Genomic DNA, 22,682 nt, shown 5'->3' with positions numbered 1-22,682 from the left:
CGAATTCCTTTGGTTGTTTGAACCACCCACACAGTGAAAAGCAGCAACAACACCCACCCCTTTAAAATCCATCTCCCATTACCACCACCAGGAAATATCAAGCCAGCATATTCAGCCAAAAAAAAGAGCCGGCATTCGCCGGCTCTTTGCATCATCTCACCCCATCAGGGGTGCTGGATGATCAGGCTGTGCTGATCCAGCATGGATTGCAGGATGTCGTGAGAGGAGGAGCCGCTCAGGTTCCAGCCACTCAGATCCACGTCCTTCAGGGTGATCTGCTGGGTGACATTGCCATCCCCCGCTGGGGAGACCGACAGGCTCACGTCACTCAGGCCGTTGCCGGTGCTGGTCACCGATGCCTGGAGATGACCCAGCAGGCCATCCACGCTGTTGTCGGTCACCCCCTTGAGCAGGTCCGCCAGATCGATCCTGTCCCCCTCCTGGGGACGGAAGTCGGTGATGGTGTCTATCGCCGGAGAGGCCGTCGTCCCCTCGTCGCCACTGCCCCACACGAAGAGATCGCTGCCGGCGCCACCGGTCAGGAAGTCGTTGCCCTGACCGCCCCGCAGCACATCATCTCCCATGCCGCCCAGGAGGCGATCATTGCCGGAGGAGCCGAACAGCCAGTCCCCCTGATCCGAGCCCAGCAGATCGTGACCGCTCTGGCTGTGGATGGTGATGGTCTCCGTGGCCGAGCTCAGGGTGCCGCCACCCAGGCTGGATTCGGCACTCAGGGTGAGGGCATGATCCCCCGCCGGCAGATCCTTGAGGTAGATGGGCACGGACTGGTCCATCGGCAGCAACCAGTCGTTGCCATCCGCGTGGCCGACGCTCTGGCCGTGCTCGTCCACCACCTGGGCGCTGCCGAGGTTCTGGATCCGCACCGACAGCTCACCCGGGGCCGGATTGACCACGCTGGCGCTGAGGTTGAGCGGCACCCAGGCCCCTTGCAACGCAAGGATATCGTGGGTGCCGACCCCCAATTGGGGATCGTCCGGCTCGGCCGTCACCTGGATGGCAATCTGGGCGCTGTCGGTCAGGACGCCACCGGCGCCAGTATTGCCCTGATCCGAGGTGGTGATGCTCAGGTTATCCTGCCCCCAGAAGTCCCTGGCTGGCTCGTAGTGCAGGTTGCCTGCCAGCAGGCCGTTGAGATCATCGAGCGACCCGACCAGGGTCACCACGCTGGTCCCCGCCCCCTGCACCGAGACGGCGCCTGCCGCCCCCAGCAGGGTCAGCACACCGTGCTCCACCCACAGCACCATGGAGATGGGCGCACTGCCCGCATCCACGTCCTTCACGCTGATCCCGGTGAGCGACAGGGAGCCATCCTCTTTCACCTGCAATGAGCCCGGCACCTGGGTGACAGGGGCATCATTGACCGGCTCGACCTCGATGGGCAGCACGTCGGTATCGCTCAGGGCGCCACCGCTGCCGGTGTTGCCAAGATCATTGGTCACCATGGTCAGGGCATCCTGGCCATTGAAGTCCTGCTCGCCCTGATAAGTCACGCCCCCTGCGAGCAAGGCATTGATGGCATCCTGGGAACCGCTCAGCACCAGGGTATTGCTGCCGCTGCCGCTCACCGTCACGCCACTGCCCGCCGCCAGTTCCAGGGTGCCGTGCAGCACGGAGAGGGTGACAGAGAGGGGGCTGTTGCCCGCATCCACATCGCTCACCTGCAGCCCGTGAATGGTGAAGGGCTGATCTTCCTGCGCCACCTGGGGCGTCGTCGGCAGCTGGTTAACGGGGGCATCGTTGACCGGTTGTACCAGGATGGGCAGCACATCGGTGTCACTCAGGGCGCCACCGCTGCCGGTGTTGCCCCTATCGTCCGTCACCATGGTCAAGGCGTCATTGCCATGGAAGTCCGGGTCCCCCTGATAGGTGACGCCGCCCGAGAGCAGGGCATTGAGATCCGCCAGGGTGCCGGTCAGCACCACATCGCCGGTACCGTTGCCGGTCAGGGTCACGCCGCTCCCGGCCGGCAGGGTCAGGGTGCCGTGCTCCACCGAGAGGCGCACTTCCATGATGCCGTTGCCCGCATCCACGTCCTTGACCTGCAGACCCTGGATGACGAACGGCTCGTCCTCCTGGGCCACCTGGGGATCATCGGGCAGCACGTTGACGGGGGCGTCGTTGACCGGGCTCACATCGAGATGGATGGTGCCGTTCACTTCCGGGCCGAGGGCGCCGTTGTCCAGGCTCTGGGCCGTCACCTTGATCGCCATGGCGTCGTTGGTCACGAGCTCCACCGCGTCGAGCTTGCCCCCATCCGTGGTGACCTGCCAGCGGCCACCGCCAAGATCCACCACGGTGCCGCTCACCCCGCTCGGCAGGCGGATTTCTGCCCCGTCCGGCACCCCTTCCAGGGTGACGCGCACCTGCTCGGGCCCGTTCTCGTGCACATTGCCGGCATTGCCGCCGGTGGCATGGGTATCCCGGGTCTCCACCCCCAGGTTCAGGGTGATCACATCCCCTTCGGTGCCGCTCGCCTGCTCCTGCATGTCGGTGATGACCGCATCCCCCACCGGATTGACGGTGACGGTGAAGCCCGCACTGGTTTCAAGGGGCAGGGTCAGCCCCTTGTCCAGGGTGAAGGCGCTCAGGGTCAGCTCCACGGTGCCGCTGAAGTCCGCAGGCGGGATCAGGGTCAGCTTGGAGAAGTCGGTGCCCACAGGCACCTGCCACACCCCGCCACCGTTGTTGACCGCCGGGGCGGACAGGGTGAAGCCATCCGGCACCCCCTTGATCTGCAACCCGACGATCTGCTCGGAGCCATCGTTGTCGATGAGGCTGGCCCCCAGCCCCCCCAGGCTCACGCTGCCATCTTCCTGGCCCGTGACGTTCTGGACCGTGAGGTTGGCCGGATCGTTCACCGGCAGCACCTCGAAGTTCACGTTGCCGCTCCAGCTCCCCCGATCCGTGCCCGTGGTGGCGGTATCGAGAATATCCACCGTCACCGCCAGCGGCACCTTGCCGCTGAAGTGTTCTTTGGGCACGAACACCAGATCCTTGAGGTCCGCCGGGTCGTTCACCGTGAGGGTGGCGACCGGCTGGCCGTTCTTGTCGAGGAAGTGACCATATCGGGGATCCACGGTCACGACCACCCGCTCCACGGTCTCGAGACCGCCATCGGCCACCGAGGGGCTGATGTCAGCGAGCTTGACCGAGAGATCGAGATGAATGTCGGTGTCTTCCAGGTTGTCAGGCTGGCCGTCGCCGTTTATGTCCTTCACGTTCAGTTGCAGCTCGGGCAGGCCATCCGCCCCGCCGTTGATGTCCACCTCCGGGGTGATGGAGAGGGTGACGTCCTTCTCCACCATCTTGGTGTCACCGCTCACGGTGTCGGTGTTGACCAGGCGCACATTGAAGTGCAGGCCGTCACCGGCATAGTCTTGCGGCAGGGTCAGGGTCAGGCGGTCGAGATCATCGAGGCCACCCGGCAGCTTGATGAGGTACTCGCCGTTGACAAAGTCGAAGGTGAGCCCCTGCACGTTGACGCCCGGGGGGAGACCAGTGATGACGATGCTGAGCTCGTCATGATCAGCATCTGCCGTGCCCAGGGTCACCATCTGCTTGAGCTGGCTGCCGAAGTTGACGCCGTGATCCTCCACCCCGGTGATGGGGGCGCTGTTGTCAAAATCGACATCGGCGGCCACCTGACCCGAGTGGGTCGCGCTATGGAAGTCGGCGCTGGCGGTGATCTCCCGATAGGCCGGGGCGCTCACATCCCCCTCGTTGTTGTCACCAAGGTCGACCCCCCTGGCGCTCACCTTGAAGGTGACGGTGCCGGTGAAGCCATCCGGCGAGCGCAAGGCATAACTGCCGAGGGCGTCGTGGGGCACGGTCCAGTTGCCCTGGCCGTCGTTGATCCCCCCCACCACCACGAAGCCGGGGGGCAGATCGCTGATCACCAGGTAGTCGATGACCTCATCGCTGCTGGGGTCCAGATCCTCGAACACGAAGACGCCGTCCAGCGGGATGTCGTGCCCGTCCGGGCTCTCCAGCTGACCGGTCTGCACCAGGTTGGCATCGGGCTCCACCACCGCCTGGATATCCACATGCAGGGTGCCGTCGATCACCTTCTGGGCAGTGGCGCTGGAGTCCACATCCACTTGTGTCACCGTGACATGGCTCTGGAGGGTGGTGTCCCTGTCGCTGTCCTCGGGCCCTTTCACCAGCAGCTGGCCACCGCCGAGCAGGCTTTGCAGCTCGGCGTCGCTCAAGTCCACGGCGCCGCCGCTCACGGTCAGCTGGGTCTCGACCCCGCCCACGCGGATCCAGACTTCATACCCGGGTTCGATACCGGAGAGGCTGAGGTGGGTCACCTTCTCGGCGCCGTCGGTCAGGTCAGGCTGCCAGTCGAGGACGGTGAACTGATCCTCCAGGCCATGGCTGGTCTTGGCATAGTCGGTAGCGTCGATGGCCGGCTCCACCTTGATGGTGAGGGGCACGTCGAAGCTTTTGTGATCGCCGTCATTCTCGGTCACCACCACGTGGCCGACCAGGTGCAGATCGGCGGTGCTGTTGGGCGGCGGCTGGATCTGCAGGTTGCCAAGGCTGGTCACATCCACCTGATAGAGAGGATTGCCCTTGCCATCGAGCCCGGCGAAGGTCAGGGTCAGCTCCTTGCCACTGCCGTCGAATACCTTGGCCCCTTCCGGCAGCCCTTCCAGCACCAGGTTGAGGGTTTCCGAGTGATCGAGCGGGGTATCCGTCCACTCCCCCGAGGTGAGCTTGAAGTCAAGGGGCGCCCGGCCATCCTCCTGGATGGTGATGCTGTAGCCGTTGCCATCCTGGGTCCAGTCGGTGGTATTGAGATCGAAATGGGGTTCATCCACCACCCCCACCAGATCCACGTGCAGGCTCTGGCTGCCGGTCTCCTTCTCGTTCACCACGGTGTGGGTCTGGCCGCTGGCATCGGTCAGAATGGCGGTGTCCTTCACCACCCCCTTGATGGTGAGATCGAAATCGACGTTGCTGTTTTTGGGCGGCAGCAGCTTGAGGTCATTGATGCGGTCATAGGGCACCTCGTAATAGCCGTTGGCATCCAGGTTGACCGCCACCCCACCGAGCAGCAGGGTGGCACCGGCGGGCAGGCCGCTGATGCGCACGAACAGCTGCTCGGAGCCATCCGTGGTGTCTCCCAGATGGGCGAGCCCAATCTTGCTGCCCAGATCGATCAGGGTATCTTCCTTGCCCTGGATCTCGCGCACCGTCAGCTTGGCGTCGTCCGCCAGCGGGTTCACGTTGACAATCACCTCCAGCGGATCGCCGAGGGCCGTCTCCTTGCCGGTCACCACCGGGGTCTTCTCGGTGCTCACCGGGGTCACAATGAGCTTGATGTCACCGCTGTAGTCCTTGCCGGGCACCACCGTCACCTTGTTGATGTCTCCACCGGCCACCGTATAGAGGCCGTTCGCCCCCGGGGTGAGCACCTTGCCGTTCAGGGTCAGCGTGCCCTGGCCGGACGCCCATTTGATCTGGTAGCTCAGGGTCTCGGAGCCGTCCGTATCGGTGAGACCCGCCTTGACGTTGAGGGCGATGCCGCTGCTGTCCTCGTCCGTGGTGTAGTGCTGGTGCGTGCTGCCCGCATCCCACAGGGGTTTGTCGGCAATGCCCTGCACCGTGATGTCCAGATTGCCGGTCAACACCGGGGGCTTGCTCCCCTCGGTGACCCCCACCTGCAACTGCACCGGGAAGCGCAGCGGAGCACCTCCGTTGTTGTAGCTCGAGTAGTCGTGGTTTGGCACAAAGGTGACACCGGTGAGCTGGAACTTGTCATCGGTGTTGGCCACCGCCACCATGGCCGCGGGCGGCACCTCATACCAGGTCTTGCCCCCCTGAGTGATGGTGGTCAGTGCGACGCCGTTGAAATAGAAGGTGCCCTGGGCGTTGGCTGGCGCCTGGATAAGCAACTGCTCCACATGCCCGCCTCGTCCCGGATGGTCAGGGTCAGAAGACCGTCGTCGGTATCTCCGTCGCCATCCACCAGGTGGAAGCCTATCTGCTGTACCAGGGTGCTGTTGCTGTGATCGATGCCCGATTTGGCGGTGAAGCTGTAGTCACCCTCGGCATTGATCACCAGGGTACCGATGATCTGCCCCGTGCCGTCCGTCACCGAGATGGTGGTGTTGCCCGTGGCGGCGATGGGGTGCTCGGTGCCATTGATGGTCACCGCTCTCACCACCGCATCATCCGCCCCCTCGCTGGCAGTGGCCAGCAGATCGCCGGTCACTTTCGCCCCTTCATTCAGGGTCTTGCTCGCGTCCACGGCCACGGGCACGTCGTCCTGCACGCTCACATGGCCGATCACTTCGGCACTCAGATCCCCGTCACTGTCCCGTGCCTGCAAGGGCAGCTGGATATCCAGCAGATCCTTGCCCTGGACGCTGTGATCCAGGTTGCCGGTCAGCTCGAAGGTGTAGCGGCCGGACACATCCAGGGTCAGCTTGAAGATGAGCTTGCCTGCGCTGTCCTTGCCAAGGTAGACACCCGGCTGGCTGTCTGCCCCTATGGTGACCGCCTTGCCCCCCGACGTCAGGGTATTGAGGGCGTTGAAGCGGGCCACATCCAGTTGCAGGGAAACCACCCGGTCACTCCCGGCGGCGATCGTCACCTGGCCGATGGCAACCTCTCCCGTGCCTGACGGGCTGGTGCCTCCATGCTGGCCACTGCCCCCGTTGAGGTCTGACTCCTTGACGGTCACCCCCTCGATGGCGGTGATCACGGGATCCGCCGCATCGGTGATCACCGCCGTGGTGCTGCCGGTGATCACACTGCCGTCGCTGTCGGTCACCTTCACCGGCAGGCTCAGGTTGAGCTTGTCGTCGGCACCGTGATCCAGGTTGGTGTGTACCGTCACCTGGTAATCGAGGGTTGCCTGGGTGTGGGCTTCGATGCGCCCCGGCACGCTCGGCAGGGTCACCGTCAGCACCAGGGTGCCGCTCGCAGTCACTGCCTGGAAGCTGTGGCCGTTGCTGCCCGCCACCTCTTGCCAGGTGAGGGTCTCACCGTTGTGGGTGATGGCCTTGCCACTCCCATCCACGACTTGGCCCGAGAGGGTCAGCCGCACGTCCACCACGGGATCGGAGTCCGCCGTGATGGTCAGGGTGCCGGTGGCATGCTGATCATCGCCGGTCTGGTTGTTGCCGGCGCCATCGAAGCGCCCTTCACTCACCGTCACACCGGTCAGGTTGAGGGTCGGTTTGTCCCCTTCCGAAATGCGGATGGTGAGGGTACCCGTGGTGCTGTCGTTGTTGCCGCTGCCCTTGTCGCTGTCGACGATGTTGAGCTTGAACGGCAGGTCGGTGGCGTTGCCACCGCTCTGGTGCACCCCCTGATAGAGGGTCACCTTGTAGTCAAAATCGTTGCTGGCGGCGTTGTCCAGCTTGCCCACCAGTTCGACCTGAAGCACCTCGACGCGCTGGCCATTGACTTCCACATAGCCCTTCAGCACCTGGTTGCCCGGGATGCTGGCATCGCCGTCCACCAGCTCGTATTTGACGCTCTGGCCCAGGGCGGTCAGGGCCGGCTGCTCGCTGATGTCGGCAAACGACACCTCGCTCACCCGATCCGAGCCCGCATTGATCTGGAAGTGGCCGGTGCCGGTCAGAGTATTGCTGCCGTCGAGCCCACGCTCATCCAGGCTCACCCCGCTGCCCGCCACGAAGTGCGGCGCATGGCCATCCTTGATGGTGAGCGGCAGGTCGAGGGATTCGCTGCCCTGGTGATCCAGCTCGCCGCTCAAGGTCACCTTGGCGGTGACGCTCCAGTCGCCGTTGTTCTCAACGAGGCTCAGCTCGGCCCGCAGCACCTCGCGACCGTCGGCGCTGGTGCCCACCAGTTCGCCGTTGGTGTCCAGAGTGAAGGTGACCGGACTGCCGTGGCTGCTGAATTTGCCATGCAGACTGCTCTGGATGGCCGCGATATCGAACTTCAGGCTGCTCGCATCGAGCGCGTCCGAGCCGTGGCTCACGGTGAAGCTCATATGGCCCACCACGGCGGCAGCGCCCTGGTTGGCCTCGGTCAGGCTGGTGCCGGTCACGGCGCTGATCACCGGGTCGGCACCATCGCCGATGGCAACGCTCAAGGTGGAGGAGACTTTATCTCCGTCACTGTCGGTCAGGGTAAAGCCCGCCTTGAGCAGGCTGTCTGCGCTTCCCTGATCCAGCGGCTGGTTCAGGGTAAAGACATAGTGACCGTTCTGATCCAGCGTCAACGTGAAGACGTTCTGGCCGTTGACGGCGCCGCTGATGCTGTTGCCGCTGATGGTGATGACCACGGGCTGGCCGCCGCTGGTGAGCCCTTGCAGGCCGGGCTGGCTGGCATCGAATGCGATGTTGACCAGGGGATCGGCCCCGGCGGTGATGGCCAGATCCCCGGTGAGGGTCTGGGCTGCGCTCCAGTCGCTGTCCTCCACCAGGGTGAGGGAGACGGGGTCGACCTGGGGCAGCACGCCGTCGGTGATATGAATATTGAGGGTGCCAAGGTTGCTCTTGTCCCCTTCAAAGTCGGTGCCTTGCACCTGCAGCCCCAGGTTGACGCTGTTGGTGCTGACCGGTTGATCCAGCACGCCGTCGAGCGCCACCTGGTACTTGCCATCCAGCCCCAGGGTCACGGTCAGAATGGTCTTGCCGCCCGCATCCAGCAGGGTGATGACGTTGCCGTTGACCTGATAGTGAGTCGGCTGGCCGCCGCTGGTGAGGCCATTCAGGCCGGGCTGGTTCGCCTCGAAATTGAGCGACACCAGGCGATCGCTGCCCACGCTCACCGGCAACTGGCCATCCAGGGTCTGGCCAGAGGCCCCCTCCTGCAAGGTGACCCCGCTGTCGATGCCAAGGCGGGGATCCACACCGTCGCTGATGGAGACAACCAGATCGGCGCGGGTCTCGTCGCCGTCGATCTCCTTGGCGGAAACGGTGAGCCCGAGGGAGAGCTGGTCGCTGCCCTCATGGTCCAGAGGCCCATTGAGGGAGACGGTGACATTGCCGTCGATATCACTGCCATGTTGGCTGGCAGTCAGCTCGGCCTTCAGCACCTCGACCCGCTTGCCATTCCCATCCAGGTAATAACCCGTCAGCAGGCGATCACCGGTGAATTCGAAGGTCAAGGCGTGGCCGTCGCTGCTGATACCGCTGCCGTTGAGACGGGCCAGGGTTGCACTCTGATCCGCGAAGACGGCACTTGTTGCCACCAAGGGATCGGACTGATGGCCCACCACGAACTGGCTCTGTCCCACCACCGCCGCCGGATTGGTGAAATCATCCTCCGTGAGGCTGATGGGGGCGATGGTGAAGTCCGGCGGTGTGCTGTCCACCAGGTTGACGGTGAGATTGGCGCTCACCAGATCCCCGTCGCTGTCGCGGTACTCCAGGGCAAAGGGCAGGCTCAGGCTATCCTGGCCGTGATCCAGGCTCTGGTTCCAGACGATGCGATAGCTGCCGTCGTTGGCCAGGGTCAGGGTGAAGACGGTCACGCCCCCCGCGCTGGCGGTGAGGGTCTGGCCGCTGACCTGGTAGGCGAGCGCCGTCCCGTGGCTGGTCAAGCCAAGCTGATTGAGGGCACCTTGATCGGCGGCAAAACTCACCTGCAGGTTGCCATCAAGCCCGGCTCCGGTGTGCAGGGATCCGGTGGCACTCACCGGCCCCTTGGCGAGATCCGCCTCGGAGAGGGTCAGGGTATCGCTCTGACCGATGAGGGGAGCCCCGTCGATCACCCGGTTGCCCGCCAGATCCGTCACCTCGGCGCGTACCTCGTAGGGGCCCTGGATGCTGGAGAGATCCAGGCCTCCCAGTTGCCAGCGGCCGTCACTGCCCACCAGGGCACTGCCGCTGAAGAGGGTCTGGCCATTCTGGCCAATCAGGGTGATGGTCACCCGCTGCCCCGCCTCCACGTCCGTGGTACTGCCGCTCAGGGTGACCTTGTCATGGCCGAGGATGCTGTCGGTATCGAGATCGTCGATGTCGATGGCGGCACGGGTATCCACCGTCACCGTCAGGGTGTCGCTGGCCCGGTTGCCCGCGATGTCCACCGCATCGACGCGAAAATCATGGGCGCCATCGGCCAGGGTATCGGGGATCTGATATTGCCAGTTGCCGTTGCCATCCACGGTGAGCACGGCCATCACCTTGCCTTCCAGGGTCAGGGTAACGGTAGCGCCAGGCTCCCCCTTCCCTTGCAGCAGCGGTGTGATGTCGCGGGTCAGGTCATCGGTCTGGCTGGTGCCGGTGTCGCTCTCGTCCGCCAAATCCAGAGTAATGGTGGTGATGGTGTCGAGCAGGGTCTGGCCGGTGTCGCTGGCCCGGTTGCCAGCCGCATCCTGGGTATCGGCCTGGATGGTCAGGGGGCCGTCCACCAGCTTGCCGGTGACGTCGCCGAAGTTTGCCTCCCAGACGAAGCCGGGCAGCACCACTGTGGTGGTGGTCAGGCGGTTGCCATCCTGATCTATCAGGGTGACGGTGACGGTCTGGCCGACTTCCACATCCTCGACAAAGCCGCGGATGATGACGCCGGTCGCCTCGTCGGCATTGATGATGTTGTCGTCGGTCTGGGGCTCTGTGATGGTGATGGCCGCCAGCAGATCCTGATCTTCGGCATAGAGCAGCTCGTCGCCCGGCTGACGCGCCTCATGACCGGTGTCAAACCCCGCATCGGCCAGGGTGTACTCACTGTTGAGATCTACCACCACGAAACCGCCGGCGCTGGAGCCGACCACACCGCCAGCGGTGCCCGCGCCCGGATTACCGGCGGCCGTCTCTGCAAACAGCTCGGTTGGGTCGGCCCCCTGACGGATGGCCTCCTGCAGGCTCGCCAGCTCGGCATCGGCACCGGCGGGCAGTGCCGCCTCGGGCTGGGCGGGCTCGGGGCGCTCGCCGCCAGCCTCGACCAGCTCGACATGCCCGTTGGATCCGCTGACCAGGCGCGTTCCCGGCTCCAGTTGCATGCCAGGGGTGGCAGGGCGCTGGGCGCCGTCAGCATCCATTACAAAAACGGTGCCTTCCACTTTGGCAATAAGAGTCGGTTTCTCGATTCGCAGCTCGGTCATACATCCTCCAACGGGTAAACACTGACTTCCCAGCACATGAAGCTTAATAAGGAAAGTCGCCGTGACAGATGGCTATTTTACCGCCAGCAACCCAGCACAACACTTCTCCATTTTCGATAACATCGAAAGCAAACTCTATTAAACCTCCTATTAAATTCACTTAAACACTGAGAATTTGATTGCAGGCAGACAGAAAAACCTTTTCCTGCCCATTCCGGGCAAAAAACTGGCTCTTCTGGCTCCCAATAGCGCGACAGTTTCTGGCAACCCCTGATTCTCCCGACCCGCCGCACTATTTCAGCAGGCGGGATCTCCCTGACCGGCGCAGGCAAAAAAGTGCATGTGCATTCAGGTATCTACTCTCACCGTCCAGACCGGGCGGGCAGAAAGCCCTCCTCGCGCGCCCCCTGTGCCTTGCTACGCATCCTGTGACGACGCGCTTTCGTCCCCCGTCAGTGGAAAAAGAGAGGCTGTAACCCCGCGATGACGCTCAATAATTCAACCTGGATCGCACTTTTGGGATCCTCCCCCCATGGCAATTGATCTAGCGCAATTCCCGTCGGGATAAATCATTATCCATTTTACCCATTTGGTATTATTCCCTCGATCAATTGCATAAATTCCAATTTATATGCAGCCATAACAATGGATCGGCCTGCCATGCCCGTCGATGATGAGCACAGATGTCCACACCAAGATGGAACGGTCAGGCCCGACATGGACTTTTTATCTGGGAGTGATGACCGTGGGTTCATATGACAAGCTATTTCGACCAGGGCTGGCGGCCCTGCTGCTGACCGCCCTGCTGGGTACAGGCAGTCTGGCACAGGCAGACGACAGTGCCCCCAAGGGCAAGATCGAGGCGCGCAGCGAGCTGTTCGCCAAGGATCACGCCGATCAGTTCAGCAGCTGGAAGGCCACCGGCGAGAGTCGCGAGCGCACCGATGCCCTGGCGGAAGATCCGCAGATGGTGGTGCTCTGGGCCGGCTACCCCTTCTCCAAGGATTACAACAAACCCCGCGGCCACTTCTATGCCCTGACCGACGTGCGGGAAACCCTGCGTACCGGCGCCCCCAAGACCGCCGAAGACGGTCCGCTGCCCATGGCCTGCTGGAGTTGCAAAGGCCCGGACGTGGCCCGCGTCATCGACGAGAAGGGTGAGGATGGCTACTTCAAGGGGATGTGGGCAAAAGGTGGGCCGGAAATCGTCAACACCATCGGCTGCGCCGACTGCCACGACACCGCCTCGAAAGAGTTCAAGGAGGGCAAACCCGCCCTGCACCTCTCCCGTCCCTATGCTGACCGGGCCATGACCGCCATCGGCAAGCCGTTCAAGGAGCAGGGGCGCTTCGATCAGCAGTCTCAGGTGTGCGGCCAGTGCCACGTGGAGTACTACTTCAGCGGCCCGACCAAGGCGGTGAAATTCCCCTGGGACAAGGGCACCACAGTTGAGCAGATGGAGCAGTATTACGATGAAATAGGCTTTGCCGACTGGACCCATGCCCTCTCCAAGACCCCCATGCTCAAAGCCCAGCACCCCGAGTACGAGACCTGGCGCGCCGGCATTCACGGCCAGAACAACGTCGCCTGCGTCGACTGCCACATGCCCAAGGTGCAGAACGAGCAGGGCAAGGTCTACACGGATCACAAGGTGGGCAACCCCTTCGATCGCTTCGATCAGACCTGCCGCAACTGCCACACCCAGAGCAAGGAGATGCTGCAAGGGGTGGTCAAGCAGCGCAAGGAGGCCGTCACCGAGATCAAGCTCAAGGTCGAGAAGCAGCTGGTACACGCCCACTTCGAAGCCAAGGCCGCCTGGGATGCCGGCGCCACCGAGGCCGAGATGAAGGACATTCTGCAGGACATCCGTCACGCCCAGTGGCGCTGGGACTTCTCCATCGCCTCCCACGGGGTGCAGATGCACGCCCCGGAAGTGGCGCTGCGCATGCTGGGGACCGCCCTGGACAAGGCAGCCGACGCCCGCACCAAGCTGGCACGCCTCCTGGCCGCCAAGGGGATCAGCCACGAGATCGCCATTCCTGACATCTCCACCAAGGAGAAGGCCCAGGCCGCCCTTGGCATGGACATGAAGCAGATGAACAGCGACAAGGCCCAGTTCCTCAAGACCACTGTCCCCGCCTGGGATGCCGAGGCCAAAGCGGCCGGACGGCTCGCACAATGACGAGGGAGGCGGGCCCGCACAGCCGGGCCTGCCGCCGGATGGAGGCTTCCTATGGGTGATTTAACGATGGATTTCTTACGACTGATGCTGATGGCAGCCATGCTGCTCACCAGCCTGCAGGGCCAGGCGGCCGATGCGGCAACCGCCCCGGCACCGACTACACATGAAGTGGAATTTCTGCGCAGTGCCGACAAGGCTTGCACCGATTGCCACAAGGAGCAGGTCGAAGGCATGCACGGCAAGCACGGCCAGGCGACCAACCCCAACAGCCTGGCGCCGGTCACCTGCACCAACTGCCACGGTCAACCCTCCCCCCAACACCGGGAAGGGGTCAAGGACGTGATGCGCTTTAGCGACAGCTTCAATAACAAACAGAGCACCGAGCGCTACCCCATCGCCGAGCAGAACGGGGTCTGCATGAGCTGTCACGAGCCCAAAGTGCTGCGCGAGGCGCTCTGGGCCCACGACGTGCACGCCACCAAGCTCACCTGCACCAGCTGCCACGCCCTGCACCAGGCCAAGGAGCCCATGGTGGCTATTCCGGAGAAGTCCCGCATCAAGCTCTGCGTCGACTGCCACAGCAAGCAGCATGAGGCCGTCAAGGCGGCCAAGGCGAACACCACCTCGGGCAAGGAGGCACCATGAGCTGCTCTCGCCGTCACTTTATGGCGGGGATGGGCGCGGGGGCCCTCATCATGATGACGGGGGCTGCTCGTGCCACCACCCTCGCCCACAGCCAGACCATCGACGGGATCCGCTACGGCATGATCCACGACGAGACGGCCTGCATCGGCTGTACCGCCTGCATGGATGCCTGCCGGGAGGTGAATCAGGTGCCAGAGGGGGTCTCGCGCCTCGAGATCATCCGCTCCGGCCCCATCGGTGAATTCCCCGATGCCGAGTACCACTTCTTTCGCAAGTCCTGCCAGCACTGCGACAACGCTCCCTGCGTGCATGTCTGCCCGACCGGTGCCTCCCATATCCGCAAGGAGGATGGCATCGTCGACGTCAACCCGGATCTCTGCGTCGGCTGCATGTACTGTCTGGCCGCCTGCCCCTATCAGGTGCGCTTCATCAACCCTGTGACCAAGGTGGCCGACAAGTGCGACTTCTGCCGCAAGACCAACCTGGCGGCGGGCAAGGAGCCGGCCTGCGTGGAATCCTGTCCCACCAAGGCGCTGGTGTTCGGCAATCTGGATGACCCGGACAGCCCCATCGCCACACGGCTGGTGAAGGAGACCACCTATCGCTACAAGCAGGCACTCGGCACCTCGCCCAAGATGTACCGCGTGCCCAAAGGGGAGATAAAGTCATGACGATGCAAGAGGCGTTTCACTTCCCTTCCCTTGTCTGGGGATGTGACCCATCGCCATCTACCGCAGTAACAGAAGGAGGAATGGATCATGTTGCATGACGCATTTCACTTCTCCTCGCTGGTGTGGGACTGGCCGATCGCCATCTATCTCTTCCTGCTCGGCATCTCCGCCGGGGCCACCACCCTCTCGGTGCTGTTGCGCAAGAAGGGGGCCGGCAGCGAGAGCGGCATCATCAAGGCGACCGCCATTCTGGCGCCGGTGAGCGTGGTGCTGGGGTTACTGATCCTTATCTTCCATCTGGCCCGTCCCTGGACCTTCTGGAAGCTGATGTTCCACTACCAGTTCGACTCCGTGATGTCCATGGGGGTCATGCTGTTCCAGCTCTACATGGCGGTGCTGTTCGCCTGGCTGGCGGTGGTGTTCAGAAGCGAGATCGAGACATTGCGCCGTCACCTGCTGCAAGAGAAGTTCGCCTTTGTGGATGGGCTGATCGCTTGGCTGGCACGCGTTGAACAGATCCTGGCACCACTGCTGCTGCTGCTCGCCGTGCTGCTCGGCGCCTATACCGGCTTCCTGCTCTCGGCGCTCAAGACCTATCCGCTCTTGAACAACCCGGTACTGCCGGTGCTGTTCCTGGCCTCCGGCGTCAGCTCCGGCATCGCCTCCACCATCTTGCTGGCGGTCACCCTGTTCAAGGAGAACCATCACAGCCAGGGGGTGAGCTTTGTTCACCGCTTCGAGCGGCCGGTGCTGGCGGTGGAGATCCTGCTGTTGGTCTGCTTCTTTACCGGCCTCTACTTCGGTGGCGGCCAGAAAGAGGTGGCCATGTGGGCCGCCATCGGCAGCGGCTTCTGGGCCCAGGTGTTCTGGGTGGGCGTGGTGGGGATCGGCATGCTGCTGCCCCAGCTGCTGGCCCTGCTGGCCCCCGCACCGCTGCGGGCCAAGAACGGCTATCTGGTGCTGGTCTGCAGCCTGACCCTGGTGGGGATCCTGCTGCTGCGCTACTTCGTGCTCTATGCCGGCCAGATGACAGTAATTTAAAGGCATGACCACCAGCGCCAGCCGCCCTCCGGTGACTGGCGCTGATTTGTTGCTGGCCCAATGAATTTCTGGTGATGCCACACCCGTTGCTTGGCAATGTTTTTCCCCAAAGGAAGACGACGCGGCGTGTGTGGCATGACATGAATGACATCAAAGATTGAAACGGAGGTTGTGTGCTGGCAGAGCTCGGCTATCTCTCACTGTTGCTGGCGACCGGGCTCGCCCTGCTGCAAGGGCTGTTGCCCTGGCTAGGGCTGCGGCTCGCCTCACGCCCGCTGCTCGGCTGCGCAGCACCGCTGGCCCTCCTGGTCGCGCTCCTGCTCGGGGCTGCCCTGCTGCTGCTCGCCAGCTGTTTTGGCCAGGATGACTTCACCCTGGTCTATGTGGCCCAGCACGCCAACAGCGCCCTGCCCCTTGGCTTCAAGCTGGCGGCCGTGTGGGGCGGCCACGAGGGCTCCATGCTCTTTTTTGTCTTTGCGCTGGGGCTGTGGGGCGCCCTGGTGGCCCTTTGCTCCAGGCGGGTCGATCCGCTGATCACAACCCGGGTATTGGCCATCATGGGGCTGATCGTCGGGCTGTTCGGCCTCTATACCCTGGTCTTCTCCAGCCCATTTGACCGCCAGTTCCCGGGGCCGCTGGAGGGGCGCGATCTCAACCCCATGCTGCAGGACATCGGCCTCATCATTCACCCGCCCCTGCTCTATCTCGGTTACGTCGGCTTTGCGGTTAACTTCGCCTTCGCCATGGCGGCGCTGCACTCGGGTCGGCTCGATGGCGCCGTGGCCCACTGGAGCCGCCCCTGGGCGCTCGGCTCCTGGGTGTTTCTCACCGCCGGCATCGTGCTGGGCTCCTGGTGGGCCTATTACGAGCTCGGCTGGGGCGGCTGGTGGTTCTGGGATCCGGTGGAAAATGCCTCCCTCTTGCCCTGGCTGCTCGGCACCGCCCTGCTGCATGCCCTGGTGGTGTGCGAGAAGCGCGGCGCTTACGGCCACGCCGTGCTGCTGCTCTCCATCTTTACTTTCTCGCTGAGCCTGCTCGGTACCTTCGTGGTGCGCTCCGGGGTGCTCACCTCGGTACACGCCTTTGCGGTGGACCCCAGCCGCGGCCTCACCCTCTTGTTGCTGCTCGGCCTGCTATTGACCTGCGCCCTCACCCTGTTTGCCCTGCGGGCGGACATTCGCGCCCCCTATGCCCGCTTTGGCTTGCTGTCAAAAGAGGGACTGCTCGGCGCCACCATTCTGCTGCTCAGCGTGGCCTGCACCAGCGTGCTGCTCGGCACCTTCTACCCCATGGTGTTCCAGTCGCTCCATCTGGGTTCACTCTCGGTGGGCGCCCCCTATTTCAATACCATCTTCGTGCCGCTGGCCCTCTGCCTGATGGCGCTCATGACCCAACTGCCGCGCCTTCGCTGGCAACATCTGGCAGCCCAGCGCCGCATCAAGGTGCTGCTCCCATGCCTGTTCGGCCTGCTGGGGGGCGCCTTGCTGAGCCTCGCCTATCCCGAGCCGCTGCGGGCAAGCTGGCTGGGGCTTGCGGCCAACGTGCTGAGCCTCTGGCTGATGGCCAGCCTGCTGCTCCCGCTCTTGCAACCGGTCGCCCTGCGCGAGCTCACCCTCAATCGGTTCGGCAGCCTGCTGGCCCACCTCGGGGTGGCGGTGTGCGCCCTCGGCATTGCGCAGGTGAGTCACCACAGTCAGGAGGGGGGCGCGGTACTCGCCGCAGGCCAGCCCTATCGGCTCGGCGCCTTCGAGTTTCGCTATGAGGGGAGCGAGCCGATCATCGGCCCCAACTACACCGCCGAGCGCATCACGCTCAGCGTGCATAAGGACGGTAAAGAGGTGGCCAGGCTGACCCCGGAGCGGCGTCACTACAGCGTGCGCACCATGAACATGAACGAACCCGGGATCAAATGGGGATTGCTCGGCGATCTCTACGTGGTGCTTGGCGAGAAGATGGGACCCGGCGCCTATGCCATGCGACTGCACCATAAGCCGCTGGTGCGCTGGATCTGGCTCGGTGGCCTGTTGATGATGACGGGCGGCGCTCTGCGCCTGCTCGCCCGCCGGCCGCTGCTGGCCCCTCGCCAAAGCTCGGCAAGCTCGCCCCGCCCCCTGCTCAATCAGGAGCCATCATGAACGCCCGTCTGCGCCTGTTCGTGCCGCTCGTGCTCAGTCTGGGGCTCGGCGCCCTGCTCTGGCTCGGCCTTGGCAACAACCCCTACAGCCAGGATGAGGCCGTCGCCGGGCGCACCCTGCCCGCCTGGCAGAGTGACGATCTACTTGGTGGCGCCCCCATCCACACCGCGGCGCTCAAGGGGGAGCCCTTCGTGCTCAACGTCTGGGCCAGCTGGTGCCCCAACTGCCGCGCCGAGCATCCGCTGCTGGGTGATCTGGCCAGTGCCGTGCCCCTCTATGGCCTCAACTACCGGGACAAGGGCGATGCCGCCCGCGCCTGGCTCACCGAGGCGGGCAACCCCTATCGCACCGTGCTGGCCGACCCCGACGGCAAACTGGCCCTTGAGCTCGGCGTATACGGCACGCCGGAGACCTATCTCTTCGCCGGCGACGGTACCCTGCTGACCCGCCATACCGGCCTGCTCACCCGGGAGATCTGGCAACGCCAGTTTGCCCCCCTGCTTGCAAAGGCCCGCAGCAACATCGCCAGCCAGCCCGAAGTGGAAAGTGAAGCGGAGAGAGAAGTAGAGAGACAAGTGCAGGAGAGCAAGCCATGAACCGTCTCGGCCACGCCCTGACCGCACCGCTCTTGCTGGCCTTGAGCCTCGGGGCCCTTGCCAGCGGGGTCGACACCTATGAGTTTCGCCACCCCGAGCGGCAGACCCGCGCTCAGGAACTGGCCCGCGCCCTGCGCTGCCCCCAGTGCCAGAACCAGAACCTGGTGGAGTCCAACTCCCCCATCGCCCGGGATCTGCGGCTTGAGGTCTACCGCTGGGTGGACGAGGGACAGTCTGATGAGCAGGTGATCGCCCGCATGACGGAGCGCTTCGGCGATTTCGTGCGCTACGATCCCCCCTTCAAGCGCAGCACGGCGCTGCTGTGGGGCGGCCCCGCCCTCTTGCTGCTGCTGGCGCTCCATCGCCTGCGCAGGAGCCTGCATCGCCGGCAACCGGCGCGGGTGCCGCTTGTCGGCGACAGAGCCGAGGGGGCGCTCGCTCACGACCCCAGGGCCGAGCTGAACCGGCTGATCATGGCCGAGCAGCAGGCGGGGCTTGCCCCCCACAGCCGCCTCTACCGGGAGCTGGAGCTGGCCCGCCTCGCCAACGCCACCCCACCTGCCGAGCAGGCCCTGCGCGAGCGGCTGGCCAAGGACCGCACCGTCCGTCCGCTGCCCTGGCTGCGCTCCTGGATGCTGCTTGGGGCCCTGTTGCTGGCGCTGATGGCCGGTATTTATGCCGGCACCGGCCGCTATCAGGCGTGGCAGGCGTATCAGGCGCGCCCCGATCCGCTGGCGGGATTGAGCCCGCGGGATCTGCAGGACAAGGAGCTGGGCGCCCTGCACCAGCGCCTGCAAGCCAACCCCACCGATCTCGACGGCTGGGTGGCGCTCGGCCAGCTCTATCTCTATCGGGACGAGTACGACAATGCCCTGCTCGCCTACCAGCGTCTTGCTCTGCTGGAGGGGGGCGCCAGCGCGGCGACCCAGGCCGCACAGGCTACCGTGCTCTATTATCAGGCGGGCCAGCAGCTGACCCCGGAGGCGCAGCGCCTGCTGGGTAGCGCGCTCAAGCAGGACAAGGGTGAGGTGAGCGCTCTGATGCTGCTCGCCTCCGATCACTTCCTGCATGGTCGCTACAGCCAGGCCATTGCGCTGTGGCAGCAACTGCTCGATGAAGAGCGACCCCGTATCAACCGGACCGCGCTGATCGAGGCCATTCAGACCGCGCGGATGATGGGAAGATGAAGCGGGGCAAACGGCGATAATGCAGCGGGCCATCTTCCCTGCCGGGCGCCGTTTTTATCGCCATGGTCGCCATGAACAACCTTTTCATCATCCCAAGGCGCCGAAAGGTGCAAAAAGAGTCGTCATCCCGCCCCTCGCCAGCATATAGTGCGCCCCCGTAGTGGCGTGTCTGCCATGGCCTGACAGGCCTCTATGACTCCCTTTTGCGGGCCCAATAGCCCCGATGCGGGGGATTTCAAGGTGCGCTGGCCCATAAAATGGAAATATCCGGCCACCAGACGTTGTGAAGCGTCAATTACCGTCATATAACTTAGCCAAATGTCCCTGTGAGTCGTAGTAGAGTCAAACCATGAACCTTCGTCCTTTTCTTCCCTTGCTGCTCGGCGCCTTCCTCCTTCCCGCCAGCATGGAAAGCGCCCATGCCAACCCGTTTTCTGCGACCTCTTCTTCCACCAACAGCCTGCTCGAACCCCGCAGCAACCTGCCGCTGAGATCCGATGCCTACGTGGTCGTCAACCCGAAAACCGGCGAGACACTGGCAGAGCGCAACGCCAACCGGGTGATGTCCATCGCCTCCATCACCAAGCTGATGACAGCGCTGGTGGTACTGGATGGCAATCAGCGCCTCAACGAGACCCTCACCGTCACCATGGATGACGTGGACAGACTCAAGGGCACGGGGTCGCGCCTCGCGGTGGGCTCGCGTCTGAGTCGCGCCGACATGCTGCACATCGCACTGATGTCCTCTGAAAACCGCGCCGCCTCCGCCTTGGGACGGCACTACCCAGGTGGCCGCAAAGCCTTTATCGAGGCAATGAATGCCAAGGCCCGCATGCTCGGCATGTGGAGCACCCATTTCGCCGACAGCACCGGGCTCAACCCCCGCAACGTCTCCACCGCACACGATCTCGCCAAACTGGCTGCTGCCGCATCCACCTACCCGCTGATCCGCCAGTACACCGCCTCCGAGCAGCGTCTGGTACGCAACGGCAAGCGCCAACTGCACTACCTCAACTCCAACCGCCTGGTACGGGAAGGAAGCTGGCCCATTCTGGTCTCCAAGACCGGTTATATCCGCGAGGCGGGGCGCTGCCTGGTGATGGGAACCCGGGTCAACAACGAGCCCGTGGTCATGGTACTGCTTCACGCCAACACCACGGATGAACGGGTCGCCGATGCCAGAAAGATCAAGAGCTGGCTGGAAACCTCGGGCCGCATGACCCTGACGGCGCAGTCCACTCCCCAGCCCAGGCTCTTCAGCAGCCAGTAACGGCTACGAGAACAAGGGCCCCCGAACCGGCAGGTGCGGGGGCCTTTTTCATGAGTGGCAATCACCCCCTATTGCCTCTTTCTGCTCCCCCGGTGATCCCGACCGTATGGTGCTTCGTTAAGGAGGCAAAGAGAAACCAAGGGCATCAACAGGGCCGCCACATGCACCTCAAACCCCATCTTCCCGAGAAGATCTGTCCCGTCTGCCAACGTCCTTTTGCCTGGCGGCGCAAGTGGGCCCGCTGCTGGCAGGAAGTGCGCTATTGCAGCGAACGCTGCCGTCGTCGGAAGGAGCACCCCTGATGGAGCTGCGCCTCATTCTCGGGGATCAACTGAACGCAGGTCACAGCTGGTTTCGCACGCAGGATGCCGCTGTTTGCTACCTGATGGCGGAGCTGCGCCAGGAGACGGACTACTGCCGCCACCATCGCCAGAAGGTGCTCACCTTCTTTGCCGCCATGCGCGCCTTCGCCGCCGCCCTCACCAAGGCGGGCCACCGGGTCTGCTACCTGACTCTCGATGAGAGCGCCCCCTGGCCCGATTTGCCGAGCTTGCTGGCGGCCCAGCTAGAAGCGTATCAGGCCGAGCGCTTCGCCTGGCAGAGCCCGGACGAGTGGCGCCTTGCAAGCCAACTGACCCAGTGGGCCTCAGGCCTTGCCATCCCGACCGCTGAGGTGGACAGCGAACATTTTCTCACCCCCCGCGATGGCTGGCGACGCTACCCCCACAGCCGGATGGAGTTCTTCTACCGCGCCCTGCGAAAGCAGTACCGGGTGTTGCTCGATGAGCGCGGCCAGCCCCTTGGGGGGCGCTGGAACTTCGATGCCGAGAATCGCGCCAAATTGCCGGCGAGCCAACCCATCCCGGCGCCCCTCACCTTTGCCAACGAGGTGAGCGACATCGATGCCATGCTGACCCGCCACGGCGTCGCCACCATTGGCAGTGCCGATGCCGACGCCCTGCCCTGGCCCGTCACCCGGCGCCAGAGCCGCGCACTGCTTGAACACTTCCTTGCACACTGCCTGCCCCACTTCGGTCGCTATCAGGACGCCCTGAGCGAGCGGGGCTGGAGCCTGTTCCACAGCCGCTTGTCGTTTTCCATGAACAGCAAGATGCTCCATCCCCTCGAGGTGATCCGCGCTGCGCAAGCTCACTGGCAGGCCAATCAGGCCACCATTTCCCTGGCGCAGGTGGAGGGGTTCATCCGCCAGATCCTCGGCTGGCGCGAGTTTGTCCGCGCCCTCTACTGGGAAAGGATGCCCGAGTATCGGCGCACCAACTTTCTCCGGGCCGAGCGACCCCTGCCCGGTTTTTTCTGGAATGGAGAAACCAGCATGGCCTGCGTGCGTCACGCCATTCGACAGTCTCTGGAGCACGCCTATGCCCACCATATCCAGCGGCTGATGGTGACCGGCAACTTCGCCCTGCTGGCGGGGATCCACCCTGACGAGGTGGATGCCTGGTATCTGGGCATCTATGTGGATGCCATCGAGTGGGTGGAGCTGCCCAACACCCGCGGCATGAGCCAGTTTGCCGATGGCGGTCTGATGGGCAGCAAGCCCTACGCCAGCAGCGGCGCCTATCTCGAGCGGATGGGCCACTACTGCAAGGGGTGTCACTATCAGGTGAAGGCCCGCAGCGGGCCGGACAGCTGCCCCTTCAACAGCCTCTATTGGCACTTTCTCTGGCGCAACCGGGACAAACTTGGCAACAACCCTCGCCTCGCCCTGCCCTATGCCAACTGGGATGGCCAAACCACAGAACAGCAACAAGCCATCCTGACGACGGCAGAGCATCATCTGCTCCACCTGGAGCGGCTCTGAACCGACCGGATTTCATGCCAGAAAGTGAGCAAATGACAACATTGAGAGCCAGTTAACAAAATGTGAATAGCAATAACCACCAA

General features: G+C 63.9%; 12 protein-coding genes. 10 read left to right on the top strand and 2 right to left on the bottom strand.

The features are described 5' to 3' along the window. Window positions 1–164 precede the first annotated feature (164 nt). Both AB5Y54_RS00535 and AB5Y54_RS00530 read right to left on the bottom strand, forming a co-directional pair. Entirely contained in the window at window positions 165–5,930 is a 5,766-nt protein-coding gene (locus tag AB5Y54_RS00535) for a type I secretion C-terminal target domain-containing protein (RefSeq protein ID WP_368153078.1), read from the bottom strand. Beyond that, window positions 5,861–11,050 (bottom strand): retention module-containing protein, encoded by a 5,190-nt coding sequence (locus tag AB5Y54_RS00530; protein ID WP_368153077.1) that lies wholly within the window; start codon window positions 11,048–11,050, stop codon window positions 5,861–5,863. The genes AB5Y54_RS00535 and AB5Y54_RS00530 overlap by 70 nt, the downstream gene beginning before the upstream one ends. A 739-nt stretch (window positions 11,051–11,789) precedes the next feature. Between AB5Y54_RS00530 and nrfA the strand changes: the two genes are divergently transcribed. The 10 genes from nrfA to AB5Y54_RS00480 all read left to right on the top strand — a co-directional run bounded on the left by nrfA (window position 11,790) and on the right by AB5Y54_RS00480 (window position 22,599). Further along, entirely contained in the window at window positions 11,790–13,232 is a 1,443-nt protein-coding gene (gene nrfA / locus AB5Y54_RS00525) for an ammonia-forming nitrite reductase cytochrome c552 subunit (protein ID WP_201996957.1), read from the top strand. A gap of 51 nt (window positions 13,233–13,283) precedes the next feature. Further along, on the top strand, window positions 13,284–13,877 hold the full coding sequence (gene nrfB, locus AB5Y54_RS00520; protein ID WP_201996959.1) for a cytochrome c nitrite reductase pentaheme subunit: 594 nt from the start codon (window positions 13,284–13,286) through the stop codon (window positions 13,875–13,877). Then, the gene (nrfC, locus tag AB5Y54_RS00515; RefSeq protein ID WP_201996961.1) at window positions 13,874–14,548 is read left to right on the top strand and encodes a cytochrome c nitrite reductase Fe-S protein; all 675 of its coding nucleotides are present in this window, start codon (window positions 13,874–13,876) and stop codon (window positions 14,546–14,548) included. Before nrfB ends, nrfC begins: the two co-directional genes overlap by 4 nt. Before the next feature lie 87 nt (window positions 14,549–14,635). After that, entirely contained in the window at window positions 14,636–15,589 is a 954-nt protein-coding gene (gene nrfD, locus AB5Y54_RS00510; RefSeq protein WP_201996968.1) for a cytochrome c nitrite reductase subunit NrfD, read from the top strand. A gap of 173 nt (window positions 15,590–15,762) precedes the next feature. Beyond that, window positions 15,763–17,724: a heme lyase NrfEFG subunit NrfE gene (gene nrfE / locus AB5Y54_RS00505; protein ID WP_368153074.1), complete on the top strand. Its 1,962-nt coding sequence runs from the start codon at window positions 15,763–15,765 to the stop codon at window positions 17,722–17,724. Beyond that, window positions 17,721–18,320 (top strand): DsbE family thiol:disulfide interchange protein, encoded by a 600-nt coding sequence (locus AB5Y54_RS00500; protein WP_368153072.1) that lies wholly within the window; start codon window positions 17,721–17,723, stop codon window positions 18,318–18,320. Before nrfE ends, AB5Y54_RS00500 begins: the two co-directional genes overlap by 4 nt. Further along, on the top strand, window positions 18,317–19,507 hold the full coding sequence (nrfF, locus tag AB5Y54_RS00495) for a heme lyase NrfEFG subunit NrfF (protein ID WP_368153070.1): 1,191 nt from the start codon (window positions 18,317–18,319) through the stop codon (window positions 19,505–19,507). Before AB5Y54_RS00500 ends, nrfF begins: the two co-directional genes overlap by 4 nt. A 349-nt stretch (window positions 19,508–19,856) precedes the next feature. Beyond that, on the top strand, window positions 19,857–20,777 hold the full coding sequence (locus tag AB5Y54_RS00490) for a serine hydrolase (protein WP_029314613.1): 921 nt from the start codon (window positions 19,857–19,859) through the stop codon (window positions 20,775–20,777). Window positions 20,778–20,938: 161 nt separating this feature from the next. Further along, window positions 20,939–21,079 (top strand): DUF2256 domain-containing protein, encoded by a 141-nt coding sequence (locus AB5Y54_RS00485; RefSeq protein ID WP_080944260.1) that lies wholly within the window; start codon window positions 20,939–20,941, stop codon window positions 21,077–21,079. Further along, window positions 21,079–22,599 carry a cryptochrome/photolyase family protein gene (locus tag AB5Y54_RS00480; RefSeq protein WP_201996973.1) on the top strand — a complete coding sequence of 507 codons (1,521 nt, stop codon included), beginning with the start codon at window positions 21,079–21,081 and terminating at the stop codon, window positions 22,597–22,599. The genes AB5Y54_RS00485 and AB5Y54_RS00480 overlap by 1 nt, the downstream gene beginning before the upstream one ends. The last annotated feature ends 83 nt before the right edge of the window (window positions 22,600–22,682 follow it).

The organism is Aeromonas sp. s9, from assembly GCF_040907765.1.
GTDB lineage: Bacteria > Pseudomonadota > Gammaproteobacteria > Enterobacterales > Aeromonadaceae > Aeromonas > Aeromonas caviae.
The sequence above is the reverse complement of the archived record's forward strand: the minus strand, read 5'-3'. Positions and strand labels throughout refer to the sequence as shown.